14 protein-coding genes are annotated in these 19148 nt (G+C 44.0%); 1 reads left to right on the top strand and 13 read right to left on the bottom strand.

The features are described 5' to 3' along the window. Position 1 precedes the first annotated feature (1 nt). Together Q0482_RS02875 and Q0482_RS02880 are read right to left on the bottom strand one after the other, a co-directional pair. Entirely contained in the window at positions 2–775 is a 774-nt protein-coding gene (locus Q0482_RS02875; RefSeq protein WP_299143144.1) for a hypothetical protein, read from the bottom strand. A 145-nt stretch (positions 776–920) separates the two neighbouring features. Continuing rightward, positions 921–1184: a hypothetical protein gene (locus tag Q0482_RS02880; RefSeq protein WP_299143147.1), complete on the bottom strand. Its 264-nt coding sequence runs from the start codon at positions 1182–1184 to the stop codon at positions 921–923. Between the two features lie 101 nt (positions 1185–1285). Between Q0482_RS02880 and Q0482_RS02885 the strand changes: the two genes are divergently transcribed. Next, positions 1286–1558: a hypothetical protein gene (locus Q0482_RS02885; RefSeq protein WP_299143150.1), complete on the top strand. Its 273-nt coding sequence runs from the start codon at positions 1286–1288 to the stop codon at positions 1556–1558. Positions 1559–1691: 133 nt separating this feature from the next. Here Q0482_RS02885 and Q0482_RS02890 read toward each other — a convergent pair whose 3' ends face one another. From Q0482_RS02890 to Q0482_RS02940, 11 genes are all read right to left on the bottom strand, one after another. Beyond that, entirely contained in the window at positions 1692–4145 is a 2454-nt protein-coding gene (locus Q0482_RS02890) for a DUF2357 domain-containing protein (protein ID WP_299143153.1), read from the bottom strand. Continuing rightward, a complete protein-coding gene (locus Q0482_RS02895) occupies positions 4120–5637 on the bottom strand; it encodes an AAA family ATPase (protein WP_299143156.1) in 1518 nt (505 codons plus the stop codon). Before Q0482_RS02895 ends, Q0482_RS02890 begins: the two co-directional genes overlap by 26 nt. 37 nt (positions 5638–5674) lie before the next feature. Then, entirely contained in the window at positions 5675–6109 is a 435-nt protein-coding gene (locus Q0482_RS02900) for a very short patch repair endonuclease (protein WP_307973477.1), read from the bottom strand. A gap of 65 nt (positions 6110–6174) precedes the next feature. Next, positions 6175–7494, bottom strand: a complete 1320-nt coding sequence (locus tag Q0482_RS02905) for a DNA cytosine methyltransferase (protein ID WP_299143159.1) — start codon at positions 7492–7494, stop codon at positions 6175–6177. A gap of 111 nt (positions 7495–7605) precedes the next feature. Further along, on the bottom strand, positions 7606–9681 hold the full coding sequence (locus Q0482_RS02910; RefSeq protein ID WP_299143162.1) for an AIPR family protein: 2076 nt from the start codon (positions 9679–9681) through the stop codon (positions 7606–7608). A gap of 2 nt (positions 9682–9683) precedes the next feature. Then, positions 9684–10607 carry a PD-(D/E)XK motif protein gene (locus Q0482_RS02915; RefSeq protein ID WP_299143164.1) on the bottom strand — a complete coding sequence of 308 codons (924 nt, stop codon included), beginning with the start codon at positions 10605–10607 and terminating at the stop codon, positions 9684–9686. Further along, positions 10604–13435 (bottom strand): Z1 domain-containing protein, encoded by a 2832-nt coding sequence (locus Q0482_RS02920; RefSeq protein WP_299143167.1) that lies wholly within the window; start codon positions 13433–13435, stop codon positions 10604–10606. Before Q0482_RS02920 ends, Q0482_RS02915 begins: the two co-directional genes overlap by 4 nt. After that, positions 13432–14904 carry an ATP-binding protein gene (locus Q0482_RS02925; protein WP_299143169.1) on the bottom strand — a complete coding sequence of 491 codons (1473 nt, stop codon included), beginning with the start codon at positions 14902–14904 and terminating at the stop codon, positions 13432–13434. Before Q0482_RS02925 ends, Q0482_RS02920 begins: the two co-directional genes overlap by 4 nt. Positions 14905–15176: 272 nt before the next feature. Continuing rightward, on the bottom strand, positions 15177–15383 hold the full coding sequence (locus tag Q0482_RS02930) for a hypothetical protein (RefSeq protein ID WP_299143172.1): 207 nt from the start codon (positions 15381–15383) through the stop codon (positions 15177–15179). 23 nt (positions 15384–15406) lie between these two features. After that, a complete protein-coding gene (locus tag Q0482_RS02935; protein WP_299143175.1) occupies positions 15407–15808 on the bottom strand; it encodes a hypothetical protein in 402 nt (133 codons plus the stop codon). A gap of 3 nt (positions 15809–15811) precedes the next feature. Then, positions 15812–16306 carry a hypothetical protein gene (locus Q0482_RS02940; RefSeq protein ID WP_299143177.1) on the bottom strand — a complete coding sequence of 165 codons (495 nt, stop codon included), beginning with the start codon at positions 16304–16306 and terminating at the stop codon, positions 15812–15814. Positions 16307–19148: the final 2842 nt, after the last annotated feature.

Raw genomic sequence — 19148 nt, forward strand, 5'->3', positions numbered from 1 at the left:
CCTATCTCACAAACTCCTCCAGCTTCCTCTCCGGCAGAGGCTCACCCATCACCCATGAATCCTGCCGGATGACATTCACCTCCCGAAGCGCCGCCGCCAAGTATTCCAGTTCATCATACTTCATCTTAACCTCATACATCTCCATCTCTCCGGAATCATTTTCATAGGGCGCCGCGCCGGCCGCGATTTCTTCCGCCTTCCTTACCCGGGCCAGCTTCTCTTCCCTGTCCAGACCCTCAGCGAAAGCCTCGTTCACCCGCGGGACCATCCATTTCTCCAGAGCCGGATCACTCACCTTTTTCGAAAGGGCCTTCCGGAAATCACGAAGGAACCTCACCCTCTCCACCAGGCACCGGAACTTCACCGGGCACACATTCTCGTCGGGATTATCATAATGCCTGTTCTTGCGCACCGTCAGCACCATCTTTCCCGTGCCCGCTACCGGTTCCAGATAGACCACGTCGCAACTGCAGTCGGGGTCATAAAACCAGAGCCCCGCACCGCCCTGCTTGTCCGCCACATAGAAAAAAGCCGCCAGGCCCAGGAGATGCCAGGGATAGAAATCAATGGCTCCCCTGACCACCGGCATACGTCCGCATTTCATGCAGAACGCACCGTAACTGAGGATTTCCTCATCCCCTCCCATATAGAAATGGAAAGAAATCCGCCGCTCCGGCAGATTTCTCCACTCCCCGGAAAAAGCGCCCCGCACCTCCAGCTCCGGAATCTCTCCGCCCGTTATGGCCATCATGGCCCTTGCCCTGTCCGCTATCATAACAGCCGCCTCCTTTAAAAATATACCTCTATCCTTATTATACTCACCATCATGACAGAACCTGACAATGGAAAATTAATTGTAGATTATAAAGAAGATTTCATTATAGATATCAAAAAAACGCCCTGTGAAAAGGCGCCTTTTATTATTTATCCTGCTTTTCCCTGTCCGTCGGTGGGTAGTCTTCCGGCCGGATGGCAGCCACCGTTTTCCCTTCTTTCTTGATTTCCAGGGTATAGCCCATGAGGCTCAAAGCCCTGAGGAATACGGAGAGTTTGACACTGCCGCTGGAAATGGAGCGGTTAAGGGAGTATTGGAGAATCCCCAGCTTACGGGCTAGGGCGGATTCTGAAATATGGGAGTCGTTGTCCCTCAATGTCTGAAAAAGCTGCTTGATAAAAGTATCCATCACGTCACTCCAAAATGAATATTTCTGTTGATAGTTAATACATTTTTGTAGTATAATGTAGGAAATCAATCAAATGTTTGTACCATGCAGGGAGAAGAAAAATGGACAGAAACAGCGTGCAGAATGAAATCCTGAGACGGCTTCACACATACTCATACAACGTGACCTATTACCGCCGTATCTATGTATGGTCCCACTTTGAGGAGACCTGGGCCAAAGAACAGTGGTCCGTCTCTTCCGGCCAGGCAGAGGCAGTGAAGGATATCCTGCTTCACGTTCTGCTGACGGAACCGGAAAAGATTGAGGAAACGGAGAAAGAGGCCAGGGAAAGGGCGTATAAGGATTTTGCGGAAGACTATGCGCCGCTGGATTGATTCTTTCTTCGGTATAAAAATATTGACATAAAAATATTATAGAAGCGGCAGCATTTTTCGATTATTCCATTGTATCATTATATGAATCCAAGGCATATAATTTGAAGAAATTCTATAGCTCTATTCATAAAGATTATGTGTCTTGAGCCACCTGCAAGTACTGCATCAGCTTCTTGAAATACCAATAGGGGTGCCGGATGAACTGCTCAGCTGAAATGAGATCTCGGATTTTTCCGTCATACAGAATTCGGATATTACTGTCTTCATAATCCATAAGGAACTTACCATGGCGGAAACAGAGTGGCTTTTCCGGGTCGTTTGTGAGAGCACCTTTTGATAGACGGCGGAGTTCATAGTATAAACGATATTCTTCTTCTGACCTGATTTTGAGATCCGGCATTTCATCCGCATGCTGAAGCAGAAAAAGATTGGTGTAATCTGCAATTCTTGCACTCTCCCGCACTTTCACCGGATGAGACAGTCTTTTCCATTCCCGGACGGCGAAACGGTAATACAACTCATCTGAATCCTTTGGAATCTCCCGGATGCTACGCCGCCGGACCAGCGCCGTCCTTATCACTTCCCCGTACAGAAAAATACCGGAATCCTCTCCAAACAGGCGGCGCGACTGATAAATGGCAACATAGTGGATAGGCAGCCTTTTCTCGGGAATTTTAGAGGCGGGAATATGATAGAAATGGTACTTCTGGCAAATCTGGAGCTGCTTCACATTTTTCAACACCCCCACCAACACATCCCGCCGTTCCCAATCTACCCTATCCAGCTTCTGCTCAATGCCCAACGGCAAGACCGTACGTTCAAAGGCAGACTCCGGCGAATCTGCCACCAGTTCATCCAGCATCTGCTCTACCATACCCGTGGCAGAGGGCAGAAACGGCAGCCCGCCAATATTGACGGTTTCTATGCTTTTATAAAACTTATGCTTCCGATACGTTTCTTCATCTGCATAGGGAAACAAGACATACGCGCCAAACATGGTACGCTCATAGTCCCGGTCCCCTTCCTCTGATACGATGGCATCCCGGTAGCGATGCATGGTATTGATATCCTCTTCCCGCGGACCAGGTGTATGAGAAATCACATTGTAATAGTAACTCCCCTCTACCGCCGGGTCAATTTTGTATTTCGCATCAAAAATATACCGGTATGTCAGACTGCCATCCTCCATCCCATTCTTCGTGAGGGTCAACACATTATCCGGCCTCTGCGGCACCGTAGGAAGCCCCGTCTCCCGGGGATTGTAAGATAGTACAATTTGCTCCCCACTGTAGGGATTTCGGTACCGTACCTCAGAACCCTTTCCTTTGAGCAGCGTCACAAAGATCCTGTTTCCCTCTGTCCTGATTACATCCTGTGACACCAGCTCATATTTCTTACGGAGCAAGCTATTTAACTTTATGAAACACCAATACTCATAAAGTACAGCCAAATCCTTCACCGATGCATGGAATACATCTCCTGTCAAATTCAGGCCACGTTCCAACATGAGATAATATTTATACAATTCCCTATAACCGGGCGCCATTGCAAAGACCAGAGACAATCCCGCTTCACTGCCCTGACTTTCTACAGCCTGCAGGAATGTTCCCGTCTCCCGACGCCTCAGACTCTGAACCATGCTATCAATACCGGTAAATACAGCTTCATCTTTCTCCCTTGCCATGAGTCCATACATCTGACGGAAAGTATGCAGCCTCCATATAGTAGAGTCCAGGATATACCGGGTCATCCGGTTCTCCCGGGTATCATAACTTACCTTCTTCACTGCCGCCATGGTCTTATCCACCATAAAATGCCCCTGCTTCTTGACTATATGCTCAGGATGATGGGTCAGCCAGTTTATGGAACGGCGGTCCAGAGAGACAGTCTTGTAACCAGGCATCATTTCATGACGGCTCTCCAATGTATGATGCGGTTCAGAAATAATTTTATCCAGAGCACGCAGAAATCGCCCAAAGATAGTTGTAACCACCGCATAAAATTCAACCGGACTTCCTCCATGACTACCACTCTGCCCGTACCCACTGTATGTCTTCCGCAGGAAATCAAAAACGATGCCGTACAATTCTTCAGCCACATCTGCCATGATTTCCCTGTAATCCTTGCGGTAACTGATTTTCTCTGGGAAAACCTCGATAGTGAGCTTTATATACTCTTCCTCATTAAGACGGATGATAAAATCGGAAAAACCGATATCATTTCTGAAATTCACTATTCCTGAAAGCAGAGTCCCCCGGCTTCCTACTGGGGTTACTGCTCGCCGAACAGACAAGTTTTCATGCCAGAAAGACACCTCTCCGCTGCCCGTATTTTCTATAATAATTTCATATGCATGCTGTTCAAAGAAAAGCGGTGCACACGAAAAAAAACGCTGCTTCCTGTCCACTTTACAGCCGCCAACTCTCAGAGCAGTCACTTCATCCCGGCAGTGGACACGAAATGAAGATGCCTCCTCAGCTTCAGAACCATCTGGAGAGACAGCCGGAATTTTTCCCTTCACCGTAATGCTGATGTTCCCTGCCTGGATATATATCAGCTCATCAGAACCAATAGGGCGTGAATCCATCCTCTTCCAGTCTCCTCATCATAAATGCAATCTTCTCTGCGCTCCTAAGATACTTCGGATGCACTGCCTTATCCGACAGCGCCGCTTCCATCTTCCGGAACACCTCTGCCGTATCCGTCCGGTACCCCTCATATTCCCCTGCACAATACTGGAATAAATGCACCAGCATATCCCGCACAGCCCCACTGCTCCCCTGGATGCGTGGCAAAATTTTTTGCAAAATCTCATGATCCATGGCAGCCATATCATTCATTAAATGCATTTTGTGGTTATACAGCCGGTAAAACGCAATTTCATCCCGCACCCGGTATCCCACATGAGCATTAGCCTCTCGCAGGATAGTATTGATTTCCTCCAGCTCTATGCTGCAGCTCCGTACATAGTCCCAATCTTTCCCACCACACTGTGCCAAATATAGGTACTCCGCCCGAAAGAAATCATTGGACAATGTAAACGAACGAACAGGTGAAGAATCTCCCAGCTCTTCAAAACCAGGCACCAGATTCACATAAGAAAACTCAATCGTATTTGCCCGATCCAGCACCTTCTTGCTGAAAGGAAACGTGGTTTCATCCATATTTACCGTACCTATGATATACAGATTCTCCGGCAGCCCCAAATCACCATACCCATTTAAATAGATCTTATCCGTCACAATCCGACCATCCACCACATCCCGGGTCTCCATGATGGATAGGAGATCGCTCATATAGTACTCTACCCGTGCCAAATTCATTTCATCCAGACACAGGAAATAGGGATACTCTGGATTTTCCTCTGCGCTCTTTAGAAAATCAGTAATGGGTCCCTTCACAAAATCCCCATTCAGGTTCAGATGGCCGAACAGATCAGAAGAATCTGACCAATCAGGGCGTACCGGAACCTGAAGATACCGCTTCTCCCCATCGGAAAAGGCCCCTACCGCCTCAGCAAAGAGCCGTACCAAACGCGTCTTCCCCGTTCCCGAAGTCCCTGCCAGGATAACGAAAGGTTTTGTCTTCAGGCTAAGGTAGAAATTTTCTATAATATCGCCAGGATAGGAAAATCCTTTTTGCGAGATGAAGCGTTTAATCTGCTTAATAATAGCTTTATTATCCATTTCATCATCACTTCTTTCATGGCTAATATGATTTTTCTTCTGACCCTCCAAGCCCAGTCGTTGTGCCAATTTATTCAAATCATCCATGAGTTCTTTCCGCTGTGCATGTTCCGCAAACTTTTCAGCGCCTTGTAACGCAAGTTTTCCAGCCTCTATTCCATCATCTTCCTTAATATGTTCAACATAGTACAGTAAAAGATTTGAATTCGAATTCCATGACAACCAGCGCCCTGCACGCATTTCAGAATACCAGCTGATATAATGTTTGGCTGAAGAAACAGCAACTTCAGGATGAATACGATTAACCTCCTGTGCCGCCTCTCCCAAACTAAGCTTATTTTCGTACACCTTCTTGCCATAAGCATATAGAGATTTGATAGTATCTTCAACCATGCGCCCCATAGATTTCCAAGCACCTCCAGTCTTTAGCTTATTTATTGCCTTTCATGAAGTCACTAACAGGCACGAAACTCATAATTCTCTCTACAATACCGGAAAGATCATGTTTGATATCCGTCTCCCAAAAACGTAAAACAATCCATCCCATCTCTGTTAGCATATCATTAACCTGTTTATCCCGCTCTACATTTCCAGAAAGTTTTTGTATCCAAAACTCCTTGTTATGAATATCCTTCTTTTCCAACTCTGCTAAATTCCGTCCATGCCAATAGTCACCATCTACAAAAATGGCAATATGGCATCTCGTAATAGCAATATCTGGTTTCCCAGGGAGTACGCTATAATTTTTTCTATATCGAACCCCTTGATGCCATAATGCCCTACGCAGCATAACCTCAGCTTTGGTATTTTTATTTCGGATATGTGACATATTTTTATGACGCTGTTCTTTCGTCAATACATCCAAGACTTTTCACTGCCCTTATAAAAATGGTATACCAAAAGAGCCAGCCACGCCTGGCCAGCTCAAAATTAAGGCTTAAAATGAATAATGCCCTCAGTTTCCTTAGGATAATCGTCGGGATGTATAAAACACTCTCTAATAGCTTTTGCAATGCTAAATGCCAAATTCACTGGTACAGCATTCCCGATTTGCTTAAAGGCATATGTTCTTGACGGTCTCCCTGAAACAGACTCAAAATAGTAGTTATCCGGAAAAGTCTGTAACCGGGCTGCTTCTCTGGGCGTGATAGACCTGTTTTGTCTGATATCCGGATGAATATAATAATGCCCATCCTTAGCCAGGTGAGCCACCACGGTTTGAGAATAGGATAAATCAGCAGCCACTACTTTAAATCGATCCAGAAATGAATCCAAATTCTTATGCGTCCTCATATAAGCTGGCAGGTCAGTATACATCAATCTCTTTTTTGAATGATTCCACTGTTCCACTGCAATATGATAGATAGCCTTGTCATGAGCATTTGTTGGTCTGGCATAATGCTGACTTACCATTTCATACCTATCACCAGGATCCCGAATGCCCGCTCGATACAGATATGTCCCATGATACGGTTTTGTTTTGACCGGCGTTGGCACCCCCCCGCCAGCTTGTAAAGAAGGCAAATCATCAAAAATTTCCTTTACAAGATACTGATCCGTTGGCATCTGTTCGATTTTAGGATAAAACCCCTCCGAGCCGCCTAACTTTCCTATAAGAATCAAGCGCTTACGATTCTGCAATACCCCATAGCTTCTGGCATTGAGAACTTTTGTTTCGGTAGTATATCCACATGCGCTGAAAGTTTTTCGCATCAAGTCAAAATGTTTATCTCCATTAGACTCTTTAGCGGACAATAACCCCAAAACATTTTCAAAGACAAAATACCTCGGCTGATATTTCTCCAAGAACCTGGCATAAAGGCGATACAGGTAGTTACGCGAATCGCCTATCATTCCATGTTCATCCCGTGCACGGCCTACCAGAGAATATGCCTGACAGGGCGGTCCGCCGATGATAAGATCAATCGGCTCTCCATCACGCAATTCGTCAATTCTTCCGAAAATTTCATCCAGATTATTCTCGTCCATGGTACGTTGGAGAACAGAATTCAGAACTTCCAAAGGAACATGAGCGTAGAATTCTTCCCTTGTAATTCTGCCATTCAGGTAATCATCATAAACATTTTCTTGCCCATGCTGCTTTAGCCAATAGTAGGCACTCCGAGTTTTAAGGGTGAAGCATGCCGCTCTATCCATTTCGATATGTGCAACTGGATGAAAGCCTGCTTTAATAAAGCCTTCAGACAGTCCGCCTGCACCGGCAAATAGATCCAAATAGTTTAGTGGCATATATCACCCCTCCTTTCAGAAAAAACTCTCTCTAGCATTATAGCAGTAAAAAGGCCTGATGACTAATAGAAAATAGGAAATGAATCTATTTGCAGTCATATACAACATTGACTAATCCGGATAACTTTCATCTCTCGCTTTCTGCAAAACCCCCAAAATTTTAACGCATTGACGATCGGTCGGAAATTTTCCTTTTTCCATTGCAATAGCAGCCTTTAGGAAAGACAAATCCGTAGCAGAGAATATATTGTTTTCAATTCCCCACTTTTGAACTTTTTTCCAATTTTCTACACCATAGTTAGCAACCTGAATCATGGCATTGGCCTTGCTGATTTCCTTCTGCTCAACTTTGGCGTCTTTTTCCTGTTCAGACACCGCTTCTTTAGGCACTAACCATCTGACTAAAGCCGGGCTAAGTTGAAAATCCATTTCTTTCAATTTTCCCCAGCAGTCTGCACGTTTAGCCCATTCTGTGACATTTTGTACCAACCGATTCGGGTTAGTCAGATGATAGAATACCTTTTCTGCCAATGATTCCAGCTGTATCTTCAATTCATCCGACACACGTTGTTTATTCCATACGTCTCTGAAATTGAAAGCATATTGGGGATAGTACTTCTGGATCAGATAAAACAGCCATGAAAGAGTATAGGTATTTACCTGGGCTTTGTAGCCGCCATCATACCAGGAAGCATGTTTGACAATATCATCAACAGCTTTGAACAGAATATCCACACAGACAACTCTCTTGAAAAATACCTCATTGAAATTTAAATCGTTTTTATTCCACTGTTCTCCTGCCCAATTAGCAAACTGAATGAAGTTCTTTTGTGCCCCAAGACTGACCTTATCCGGCATCATCTGGTAAATGTTGTAATATTTAGCCAAATCAGTCTTCGTAAACATCTGCCGCTTCGGATTTTCCATTTGGAATTTCTTCTTTTCAGCTTCTGTCATCTTTGCCTGTTCCTGCCGGTACTGTCCCCTGGCACGTTCATAATACCAATGAGTGCCAAACTGGTTGCCATCGACCGCTGGAGCAATCAGACGTCGGGAAATTTCTTCCATGCGGATGTGGAAAGGCGAATTAGAGAAGAAATCCGCTTCGCTTACCTTGTTCTGACTGTTAGCAAATCTTGCAATATCTGGAATCAAAGTCACAGCTTTCTCCGGCGAAACTACAGACAATTTCATTGGGACATAAATATTTTGCAAATTGTTAGCCCTTGCCTTGTCCTTGATTAAAGCATTGGCTAGAGATGCGGTTGTCTGCCCGCCATTAACAATCTGCAAACCTGTGATTTCCGTAATCATCAAGGACGAAAATCCCTGTTCCGTTTGGATAGCGTATGCTGTTGCTGCAATTCCATTGTTGTAGGCAAAAAACTTAGCAGGATCATTTAGAATCGTATTTCTGATTCCTTTGTTAATCTTGCCTCTTACAGACAAAAATGACCGGACATTCCCCTCTAAAAGCCTGCTGCCGTAATGATTGTACATATCGGCAAGCACCTTTCCTGGAATATTACAAAGGTAAGCCGTATAATCTTCACTCTCACTGGCTTTCAAACATGGGATTCCCTCTACTCCAAAATCCGACAGATGGATAACTATATCTTCTTTGCCGGTTTTTGATTCCCGGATTCCCTGAAGTCGGCTAATATCCCAGATGGAATATTCCGTTTCTGCCTTTCCAAGTTTGCTACCAGGAATTCCGGTTATTCTTTTACTAAGAACCTTATCAGTAATGAGGTAAAACTTATACTTTCGGACATCTTTGTAACGACCGGAAATATCAACCGCCAAGCCATACCCCGGAGAACTTTCCTCAGCATGTTTCTGAATAAAGCCACTCAAAGCATCCTGTACAAAAGCCTCTTCACGTCGAAAAGAAGTTTCAGCATCTCCTCGTGTTACAGTTTCAGTAACCTCGCTGTCAGAGAAATCACAAATAAAAAGCCCCAGACTTTGTTCAAGGTCATCATAATAATAACCATCTATTTGTAAATGTTTATTACGACTTCCTGAACCATCATATTGCACTGGTTCAAAGTCTACAAACTCTTCAGCTTCTACAAGTTCCTCTGTGTACAGTGCCAAAAATTCATCGCGAGGGAAAGTCCCATTCTGAGAAGCATTTACATGTACTTCCTGCAATATTGATTGTCTGAATGACTCTAAATCCATGGTTATCCTTCTTTCTTGAAAGGTTCAATCGCGGATAAGGAAATCTGGTATACGGCTCCGGCAATAGAATTTGGTATCTTTCTCCGCCGAAGTGCTGGAAAGCCAGCATTCACCTGATAATAGGATGTCGCCTTGAAAACAAATGCAAAGTTGTCATAATAAGAAATGGGAAGGTATCCCATCTTTTGCAATTCACTTTGCAATAACTGCTTCAAGTCAACTCTTGATACAACCAATTCCATAAGCTGCTTGTACAACTGGTTTACCGTACAGCCGGATTGATTAGTAACACTTGTTTTATCCGCATACTGCACAACCAACTCTCCCTGCTGGTCGGAATCCAACTGCTCAAGAGAAGAAATGGTAACCGTCTCACTGCTGGAAGCTATTGTTTTAATTTCATACCAAGTATTATCCACAACGAAATCCTGAGCCGCTTCCCTGGGGCCAATCCAAGATAACACGGATTTCTCTACTCCATACGTGGGAATCATGTAATGGAGTAGAAAGTACATCTCCCCGATAAGGCCTTTGATAGCATTGAGAGATAGGAGACCACTATGCCCGGAAGCCATGATTTCCCGCCAAGCCTCATACCGACTTTCAACAAACGCCAGTCCTTCTTTTTCGCTCTTGACATCGAGAGAAGAATCAACCAGGTCATTGGCAAAAGCAGAAAAGACATCGAGCAAATCCGACTTTTCCAAAGTAAAAGAAAGTGTCCACCTTCCATCCCTGCGGCGACCAGTTTCAACGGAAATCGCACCATTGGTCTGCAGATTACCTGGTTTGACAGATGTCAGAATAAAAACAGTAGGTTTATTATTGGCATCTACGCCTGCATAAAAATGTAACGTTTTACCGGGAGTAAGAAGTTGGAAATTATCCGGTACCTTAAACTCCTCAAAAAATGATTGAGTTATCATCTGTCATCCTCCGGAATCGTCTCGTCTGTTTCTTCAAAATCATCACCGGCATTAGTCAGATCTCCTTTGAGTTCCATTATCTGCCGTTGCATAACTTTATTAATCTTGTAGTTGTGCTTGACTGCTCTCTGTCCGTTAATGGAAGGAATGCCAATACTAAGACCAATAAGAGGAACGCTGATTTTAGCAGCGATATCTTGTTTCTCAACAGTCAGCTTATTTTCAGCATTCAGTTCCACTGGATAGATGACCAGCAGTGGGTTTCTTTTAATCCCTGGCTGGAAGTAAGTTTCTGCGCTATCTGATTTATGAGTCATGTCAAAATTTTTCTTTTCAATATCATTTGCCTGTTCCTTGGTGAGGCCCGCTCTTGACATTCCTTTATCCGCCAGATGTGCACTTTTCCCAGACATCTGTAATACTTCTTTATCCTTCAAATAAGAAAAGCCACGTATTACCAAGGGAATCCTAGTCCCACCAAGATCATATAACTTTCCCTTACCCTGTGCTATCGCAATATCCCACTTAGGGAAATCGTGTCCATAATCAGTAAATACATGTTTTAAGTCATCTGGCTGGAAATCTGTATTCAGAATATGGCTTTGATATAAAGAAAGAAAATCTAACACATCCTGACTATCAACATTCAAAAACTGAATATTTTTCCGTGCTAAATTTTTTGTATCAACGGGTTGTCCGTATTTGTGAAGTAACTCTTCAATAAAGCTCTTTGTGTAGTTCAGATTGTTTTTGATGACATTTGATTTTGCACTTATATATTTCGTATCAATTACGCTACCGCTAAGGACTACCGTACGAACATAATCCTTGGCTGTTCTCATTTTATTCCTGGCTGTAACAATAAGAGCCGTTTTATCCTGACGCACACAAAGGCCAAAGTCTATTGGCGTATCTCCTTCATTTTGCATCCGGATAATTCTACGGTGCAGCTCTAATGTTGCTTCTGTAATCTGCTGATACCAATCCACAGATTCCTCACTCATCCAGATACGGCAAAGATCATCATAATTGGGACGATAGCCGAACCAACGTCCCATCTGCAACAGCGTATCATACATCTTAGAATTGCGATAGAAATAGCTGGTGCAGAGTCCTTCCAGAGTCAAACCACGGGACAAGCTCAGCCCACCAACCGCAATCAATCTATCACCCGTATCCTTTGATTTCTCATAGTCAAGTTTTTTAGAAGCATTCCCACCATTCACTGCTTCCACATGAATCGGTGCGATAGCTGCATTAAGCCCATTCTGAATGTCTGACCAGTCATATGAAATGCGAGATGTCTCACCAGTAATGGCAAAGCCCTTGAAATCGCTATCATAAACTTTCTTCAACTCCTGGAATTCTGGATACTGAAGTGCTTTATCTCCCATCTTATAATAATTTTTAACCGTTCTCTGGAACTGTAAGACGAAAGAATTGACCTGACGTGCTATCCGGTTTTGTACCGAAATAAACCTGGAAATATTAATCATCATAGTACGATGTTTCGTTTTATCTCCACGCAGATCACGAATTGTGTTAGCAATGAAAAACGATAAAATGGCTTGTTTCAAACTTTCAGGTAATTCTCCAAGTCTGGCAGTTTTCTTGTGCTTAAGCGGCAGATATTCTTCACAATCATCATTATTCCGTAAAAGGCAATGGTACTTACCAATGTTAGCTTCGTCCGGATATTTTACACGCTCTTCTTCATTAAGAGGTTCCATAAACACCGACTCTGCTCCTATGTAGTTAGAAGGTGCCGTAAGCTGATAAATAAAATCCCGCGGGAAAAGATCATCCCCCAGCATTTCATCATCCGTATCTGGATCAATAAAGATATTGGCATAAGGCGTGGCTGTAAATCCTACATAGCTGGCCTTACTAAACAACCCAAGCAGCTGCCGAATGCACGTGTTGATTGCCGTAGATGAATCGTCATCTTTTGTATTAACAGATGCATTATCCGCCTCATCATCAATCAATAACAATGGCAAATTTACCTTGCCGTTAGTATCCAGATTAAAAGTTTCCAACCATTTCTTCAGGTTGGTAAGTACCGATTTATTCTTTTTCAGAACAAATACAACTGGCGAATTAAAATTTTCCAGCTTACCAATAATGGTGCGTGCAGAATTGATACGAAAATCGCTGGATTTTGTAGTGATAGCCATACATTCTTTCTCAGAGTTGAACTCACTAACTCCAATCGCTGATGACTGCGATCCATCGGCACCTGGTTTTAAAAATGCATCACTATCGCGTCCGGTAAAGCCTAAATCAATACGTTCCTGCGTCTGGGAGCGCAATTTCTCGATTACACCGGTCAAAAGGAAAAATACTCGATAACCTGCATCGGCAGCCTTGTTAATCAGTGCAATATAATTAGATGTTTTCCCTGACTGGACTTCACCAATACAGAGTCCACGTCTCTGAAAACCTTCCGATTGCTTTGGATTACCCAGCAAATCCATAATTTCATTGGTAGCTGTATCCAACTCATCTATTACTTTAGGTGCCCATCCCTGATCATTTACGAGGTATGCTCTATATCTATCCCAGAATACAGAATCATTCTCCCCTCTGGCTGCATAGTACCAAGACTTGTGCCCTTTTTCCTGGACACAGGCTCCCCGCTCCATTTTTATGTGCATTTTAGATTGAATATCTTGGATAACCTCATCTTTTTCATCTTCGGTAAGGGTATAAGAAAAAATCCCCAAGAATTTATCAACCCACTCAACAATCTGCTGTTCACTCACAGATGCTTCTTTGCGCAAACGTGCAATAACGAATGACGACAAATCTTTTTGTTCTTTTGTCATTTCTTATATACCTCCATAATTTTCTTGACTACTTCTGGATATTTGACAAAAAAATCCAAATGCTTCAACTGTTCAAGGAAATCCTGTGTATCTCCATGACTTGCTTGTACTTCAGAAATCATGTTTGCAGCCATATCGTATACGGTCTGCTCATCCATCAGCTGACTTTCAGAAGTTGTCTCATTCTTTGCCATCCGATAGTAAACATCCCCATAGGGGAAACTGTTTTCCAGTATCTGTAGAAAGCTATCCAGCAATGATTGTGATTTCTCATCGAGAGTATTCTCCAGCAATTTATATGCCGGAAAATCCCTATTTATCTGATAACTGAACGTGCCACGATCATCAATAACATTCCAGACATGCACCAGCTGATCATTTTGTACTTTTCGACCACGATACCGATACACCTTTTCGCTTTTACCGACCGTCTGGTAAACAATATCGGCAAGACTCTTCTTTATCTTATAGGGTAAGCTGGCTTTCGACTTCTTGACATCGATATCCCACAGAGAATCAAGCGTGTTTGGGATATCAACACGCACACGTGCCAACTTCCCCAACTCGTTCTGTTTTACAAGTCGGAACCAAGTCCCCCATATGATCAGCCTTTTGTTGCGATAAATATAGAACCCCTGCCTTTGTCGAAGCTCTTCCTTGCCGCCTAAAGTTTTCAATTCTGATTTCTTAATCTTACTAATAATGGGAAGTACATATGGTTTTACCAATATCTTTTCCCCATCAATGGTGAGTGGAATCTCACCCAGTGACTGGGTCGCCGGATTCTTAGTAAGAAATGGATCTGTCCCTTTAACCTGATCACCATTCATATAGATTTTCAAAGGTGGTTTACCAACACGCTCTGTTGCATCCAGAAATCGATGAAATACCAGTGCCAGATGCTGCCTTGTTACATCTATCTTTTCATCAAAGTCCTGATGAAAATTAGCTGACTCTTTTTGGAGACGATCAAAATTTTTCCATATGACTACAGTTCCGGATTCGCATACCATCAGGTAGTCATAGCCTGGAAATTGCTGAATTTCATCTTCTGAGAAGGTTTTCAAAGACCAATTATTCTGCTGTACAATATAATCAAGATCCCAACTGGCAGCACTAATCATTCCATTTTTCTTAGTCATGACAATCAGTGTGCGGCATTGTGATAAACTCGCCATCTTCATACCAAGTCCAAAACGGCCAAGATCATTTTCTGATCGCTGGGTCAAAGAGCTTTGGCTCCCATACCGCATAGCATTTTCCAACTCTTCCGCCGTCATGCCACATCCGTTGTCTTCAATGCAAAGCCATGCTGGTTCTATAGACTGAAAACCAATAAGCACTTCAGTTGCCCCTGCGCTAATACTGTTATCCACAATATCTGCAACAGCCGCCTCAAAGGAATATCCAATGGATCTGGTCGATTCTACAAGTATTGGTGCGTTAGGTACTACAATCTTCTCCCGCATATCGCTACCCCACACTATTCAAAATCACATGATTAGATTCTATGAGTTCAGAATAATTATATCATATGATGGATATAAATATGAAAAGTTTCTTCTGTATTTCTATATTTCCAGTTATAATTCATTCAGTGTTTGAATCAGTACCATTCCCAAAATTGCAAGTGTCCTAACGGGCTACATTGAGTGGATGGGCAGCCAGTAACTTTTAGCCAAGCCCCTCTCCCGGTCTCAATCCCATTTAAGTCACTATCGACACATACGGAGGTTCTCCACTATGTGGAGAACTGGTAGAAAGGCTCCAAGGCAGCAGAAGTTGCTCCTGATTCTGCACATAAAAAGTCCTTCTCATTTTTTGCTAACCGCTTAAATGTAACAATCCCCAGCGGAAGCTTCTTGATTCCAGTTTCTATTCCAATCGTTTCAGCAATGGAAGCGTATTCAAGCAACGTAGGTACCATATCACCCACCACCTCATCCATACACAGGTAATGAATCACCAGCTCTATTCAAAGCCTTTCACCGGCTTTATTTCCCAGGACGCAAGGACTGTCTTGTTCGTCATATCTTCCACATCATACTGGTTTCCATCTATGAGACAGGTCACATAGTTATTGATGAGAAAAAGGATATAGATCCCTTTGGGATGGTCTGCAGCAAAGTGATTAATGGACATTCTTGCTTTGCCCCGGGTTTTCGGATAGGTCTTGAATTTTCCCGGATACCTGCCCATGAGGTAGTATTTCCAAGTATCAAAGTACTGCGGATTGTCACAGATTTCAAAGGCGGCGCGGCAGATATCCTTGTATACCTCTTCCCAGAACCTGTTTTCTGCAATGGCCAAGGCGCGGATGATGGCATCCTGTTTCTTTCTGTTTTCTTGGATGGGATTCTTGAAAATAAACATGACTCAGGACCTCTTTTCATACAGCCATGGAACCATATCTTCCACTTTTCCTTCTACCAGGCTCTTGTGACGTGGCACCTGCCATGCTTCCAGCACGGGCTGATCCAGACAGTCCACCCAGTCATAAAGAACTCCATCCCGCGCCCGGGTCACATGCCAAAAGACACGAATCACATAGTTGCCCTGCCGGTGGGTCTTGATAAATTCACGGATTGTCGGTTTACCTTTGGCTGCAAGGGTTGATTTGTACACGTACTCCGCACCGATTTTCTTCAGATAGGCTCTGAGGACAGCCGGATAATCAGGCATCATATGCATTTCCAGCCCCATCTGGGACATCACCGCAAACACATCCCGCCACTTCTGGTCCGTAGCTCCAGCTACAGCGCGGAATATGCAGTCATTGGTATAGCGGCACAGAGGATTGATATTTGAAAACTCCTGCGTTACGTAGTCTGCACCAGCAGTCCCTTTTCTCAGATAATGTGGATAATCCATTTTCATCGCCTCTTATATTTAAATCATTTCTTACTTACTATTATACTCACAGCCATGACAGGCTCTGTCTTTCTCAATAAAATTTAATAAAACTCTAACCTTACAATCATATAGTGAGATGACATCTACTTTTTAATATTACCCATTCAATAAAAAAAGACCCCCCATGCAAAAGGGGCATCTCGTTTTGACTGATTTTCCCGAACAATAAACACGCAAAAAACAGAAAAGCCTATCAGGGGGAGTCTCCAGGTAAGATCAACCAATGAATCAGGCATCCGCGTCTTGGTTCTTCCACATACATGAACATGGATGGAGGGAAACGGTTATAACTCTACCAAAACTAGAAACTTTAACTGGAAAACTCATTTGCTGAACTATTTTTCAAATCCATCCGATAATCTGTCATATATTCAGTCATTTATCCGTTTTCCGCAAAGTCGGTTACATTTTGCTTCTCCCAGGCAATATAAATAAGTGGAGAGGGAAATACAGGAACCCTTCCGGAGCTCTCTGAAATGGAACCACGCAGCAGAGAAATAAGCCATGAGCTGTCGCCCGGGCAGGCTGAAAGTTCTGCAGCCGCCATTTCATAGAGATGATCATGGATTCCTGCAGGAACTTCTCCCCTCACCCCGGCGCCGGGTAGGAAAATGCAATACAAAAAGCGAAAGCACGGATTTTCATTCCGTCATATAGCAGATGGCTTTGACGATAGTTGCGGGGACACACTGATTCAACCGCAGAGTCTGATTTTATATGCATTTCATGGCATCCAGCAACAGTCGGACAATTTAACGTTAGTGGTTTCGCAGCAATTTATAGTTCCTTATCAAAGAAGAGGAGCGCCTGAGGCGACGGAAGATAGGGTCGTCAGTTCTTGATGAATCTTTTCGGTGTTCCTCCGCCCTATCGGGCAGCTCCTTTCTGGAGAAGGAGCCTGACCATTCGACACATGCCATAGTGTTATGTTCTTCATAAAAACAAAAAGCAGCCTCAAACGAAGCTGCTTTTCACCACAAAGAAACCCGGTGCCTTTCCATCCCCTATGCCCAATGAGTTCGGTATCTGCATGGTCTACGGCCGCTGCTGCACGAGGTGCGACGGCGCGCGCCAGGCAGGAAGCTCCCGTCATTTCTGCCGCGATAGATGTCTAAAGTCCTGGATTTCTCTGCTCTTTTTTGTTTTACCCGCTCGGCCGAGTCAGGCGAGGGAGAAAAGCGGTACCTTTTTCTGCTTTCCATCACTCCATAGAATCATTTCTTATGCGCATCTTGGAAACATATGGAGTGATATCCGGTAGAACCGCGGGCTTTTCGTGCCCCTCTACTATATAAATAACGCGAGATTCGAAAATGTGAAAAGATAGAATGAAAATTTTGATAAAGACTTTCTTTATCATATTAAAGTGACTGGGAAAGGAATAATGTCATTTCTTTCTCAGTCACTTTAATATGATACGGTTATTCAGTTTAACTCCAATAAACACGCAAAAAAGACAGAAAAGCCTATCAGGGGAGTCTCCAGGTAAGTTCAACCAATGAATCAGGCGTCCGCGCCTTGGCTCTCCCGCTTACGTGGGTGCTGCTCGGAACATGTCGTCAGAGAGAGGAAAGTCCTGCGAGCGCTCTTCCTTATTGCTTTTCTGTCTTCTGTTTTTTGGGTATTGCATTTTCTTCTGTCTATCATCGGCCGATTGTAGAAGAAGGGAGGATTGAAAAGTGGAATTCCCTGATGTCTCCTCTCTCCCCTGCCCTCTTCTCTACCGCGGATGTGGAAGATGGTCGTTTGGAAATCGGATTCATCATCTCATGAGGTCTTTTCATCCCTCTACTATTAATATCGCAGAAGGTTCGATTTTTAGACCCCCTGGAGGGAAAAATTTTTAAAAAATTTCTCGGCCCTATCCTCAGGGCTCCGCCCAGCTCCTTTCTGGGGAAGGAGCCTAACGTTACGTGCTTCCCTATCCGTCCCATCGTCATTCTGTTACTGGAAATGACAGAATCATGATGTCGCTATCTTAATTTCAAAGCAAAATTTTCAAGGGAGGTTGTAAAAAAGGGGTGCTTATGCAATATAAATGTATGGAGAAGGAAATCAGGAAACTCCATGGAAGGATTCTATTCCCGTCTGCCATGTATATCGCGAATATTCCGGCCGGAATGCAGCTTTGACAGACAGGAAGCCATGAATCCCTGTATACAGGCTTCCGATTTCTCTCCCCCATGTCCCGGGCCCCAGGGACGTGGGAACGGATTCTGCAGATTCTCAAAGAAGTATGACAACAAAACAAAAACACGGATACCATCCCTTGCAGCATGAGCCCGCATTCCCGGACGACGGGGAAGCACTGATTCAATCGTTATCAAATTTCATTCTTGGATTTTAGTTCAATGCAAGGAATCAGTCGACGCGAATAGCAGGCTATTTAAGGAGACTGATGACGCAGCATTGGACAAAAATCCATATGAAATTTGATTCTGCGAATGAAGCAGTGCTTCCCAGGTTCAAGGCGGCTGCAGGACTTTCCTGTATGCTCAGCGTTGGCGCCTGATTCTGAGAGGCCCGCAATACTGTCTGGCAGGGATTTGTATCCGTGTTTTTGTGCTGTCTTTTTTACGTCAAAAAAGGGGCTGTGAAGAAAGGTTCTTAAGCTTGACCGGCCCTGCGGGCGGGAGGCTCCTTAAGATTGACGGCGGCTTTGCCGCCGAGAGTTGTGGATTGCCCTTCAGGCAATGAATTTTATGGGCTGCTTTACGGCTGTGTGCCTTTGGCAATCTCCCCTCACCACTGCGTGGCCCTCTCCCGCCCCGGTGGGAAGCGTGTCACTGGATTCTCAGTC

Origin of the sequence: uncultured Dialister sp., assembly GCF_937959425.1 — a bacterium.
Classification (GTDB): Bacteria; Bacillota; Negativicutes; order Veillonellales; family Dialisteraceae; genus Dialister.

Bases quoted from the DNA above. Each gene is read 5' to 3' on its own strand.
- Q0482_RS02915 (WP_299143164.1), bottom strand. From the start codon at position 10,607: ATGATAACTCAATCATTTTTTGAGGAGTTTAAGGTACCGGATAATTTC.
- Q0482_RS02935 (WP_299143175.1), bottom strand. From the start codon at position 15,808: ATGTTTATTTTCAAGAATCCCATCCAAGAAAACAGAAAGAAACAGGAT.
- Q0482_RS02880 (WP_299143147.1), bottom strand. From the start codon at position 1,184: ATGGATACTTTTATCAAGCAGCTTTTTCAGACATTGAGGGACAACGAC.
- Q0482_RS02925 (WP_299143169.1), bottom strand. From the start codon at position 14,904: ATGCGGGAGAAGATTGTAGTACCTAACGCACCAATACTTGTAGAATCG.
- Q0482_RS02940 (WP_299143177.1), bottom strand. From the start codon at position 16,306: ATGGATTATCCACATTATCTGAGAAAAGGGACTGCTGGTGCAGACTAC.
- Q0482_RS02875 (WP_299143144.1), bottom strand. From the start codon at position 775: ATGATAGCGGACAGGGCAAGGGCCATGATGGCCATAACGGGCGGAGAG.
- Q0482_RS02895 (WP_299143156.1), bottom strand. From the start codon at position 5,637: ATGGTTGAAGATACTATCAAATCTCTATATGCTTATGGCAAGAAGGTG.
- Q0482_RS02890 (WP_299143153.1), bottom strand. From the start codon at position 4,145: ATGGATTCACGCCCTATTGGTTCTGATGAGCTGATATATATCCAGGCA.
- Q0482_RS02910 (WP_299143162.1), bottom strand. From the start codon at position 9,681: ATGGATTTAGAGTCATTCAGACAATCAATATTGCAGGAAGTACATGTA.
- Q0482_RS02920 (WP_299143167.1), bottom strand. From the start codon at position 13,435: ATGACAAAAGAACAAAAAGATTTGTCGTCATTCGTTATTGCACGTTTG.
- Q0482_RS02930 (WP_299143172.1), bottom strand. From the start codon at position 15,383: ATGGATGAGGTGGTGGGTGATATGGTACCTACGTTGCTTGAATACGCT.
- Q0482_RS02905 (WP_299143159.1), bottom strand. From the start codon at position 7,494: ATGCCACTAAACTATTTGGATCTATTTGCCGGTGCAGGCGGACTGTCT.
- Q0482_RS02885 (WP_299143150.1), top strand. From the start codon at position 1,286: ATGGACAGAAACAGCGTGCAGAATGAAATCCTGAGACGGCTTCACACA.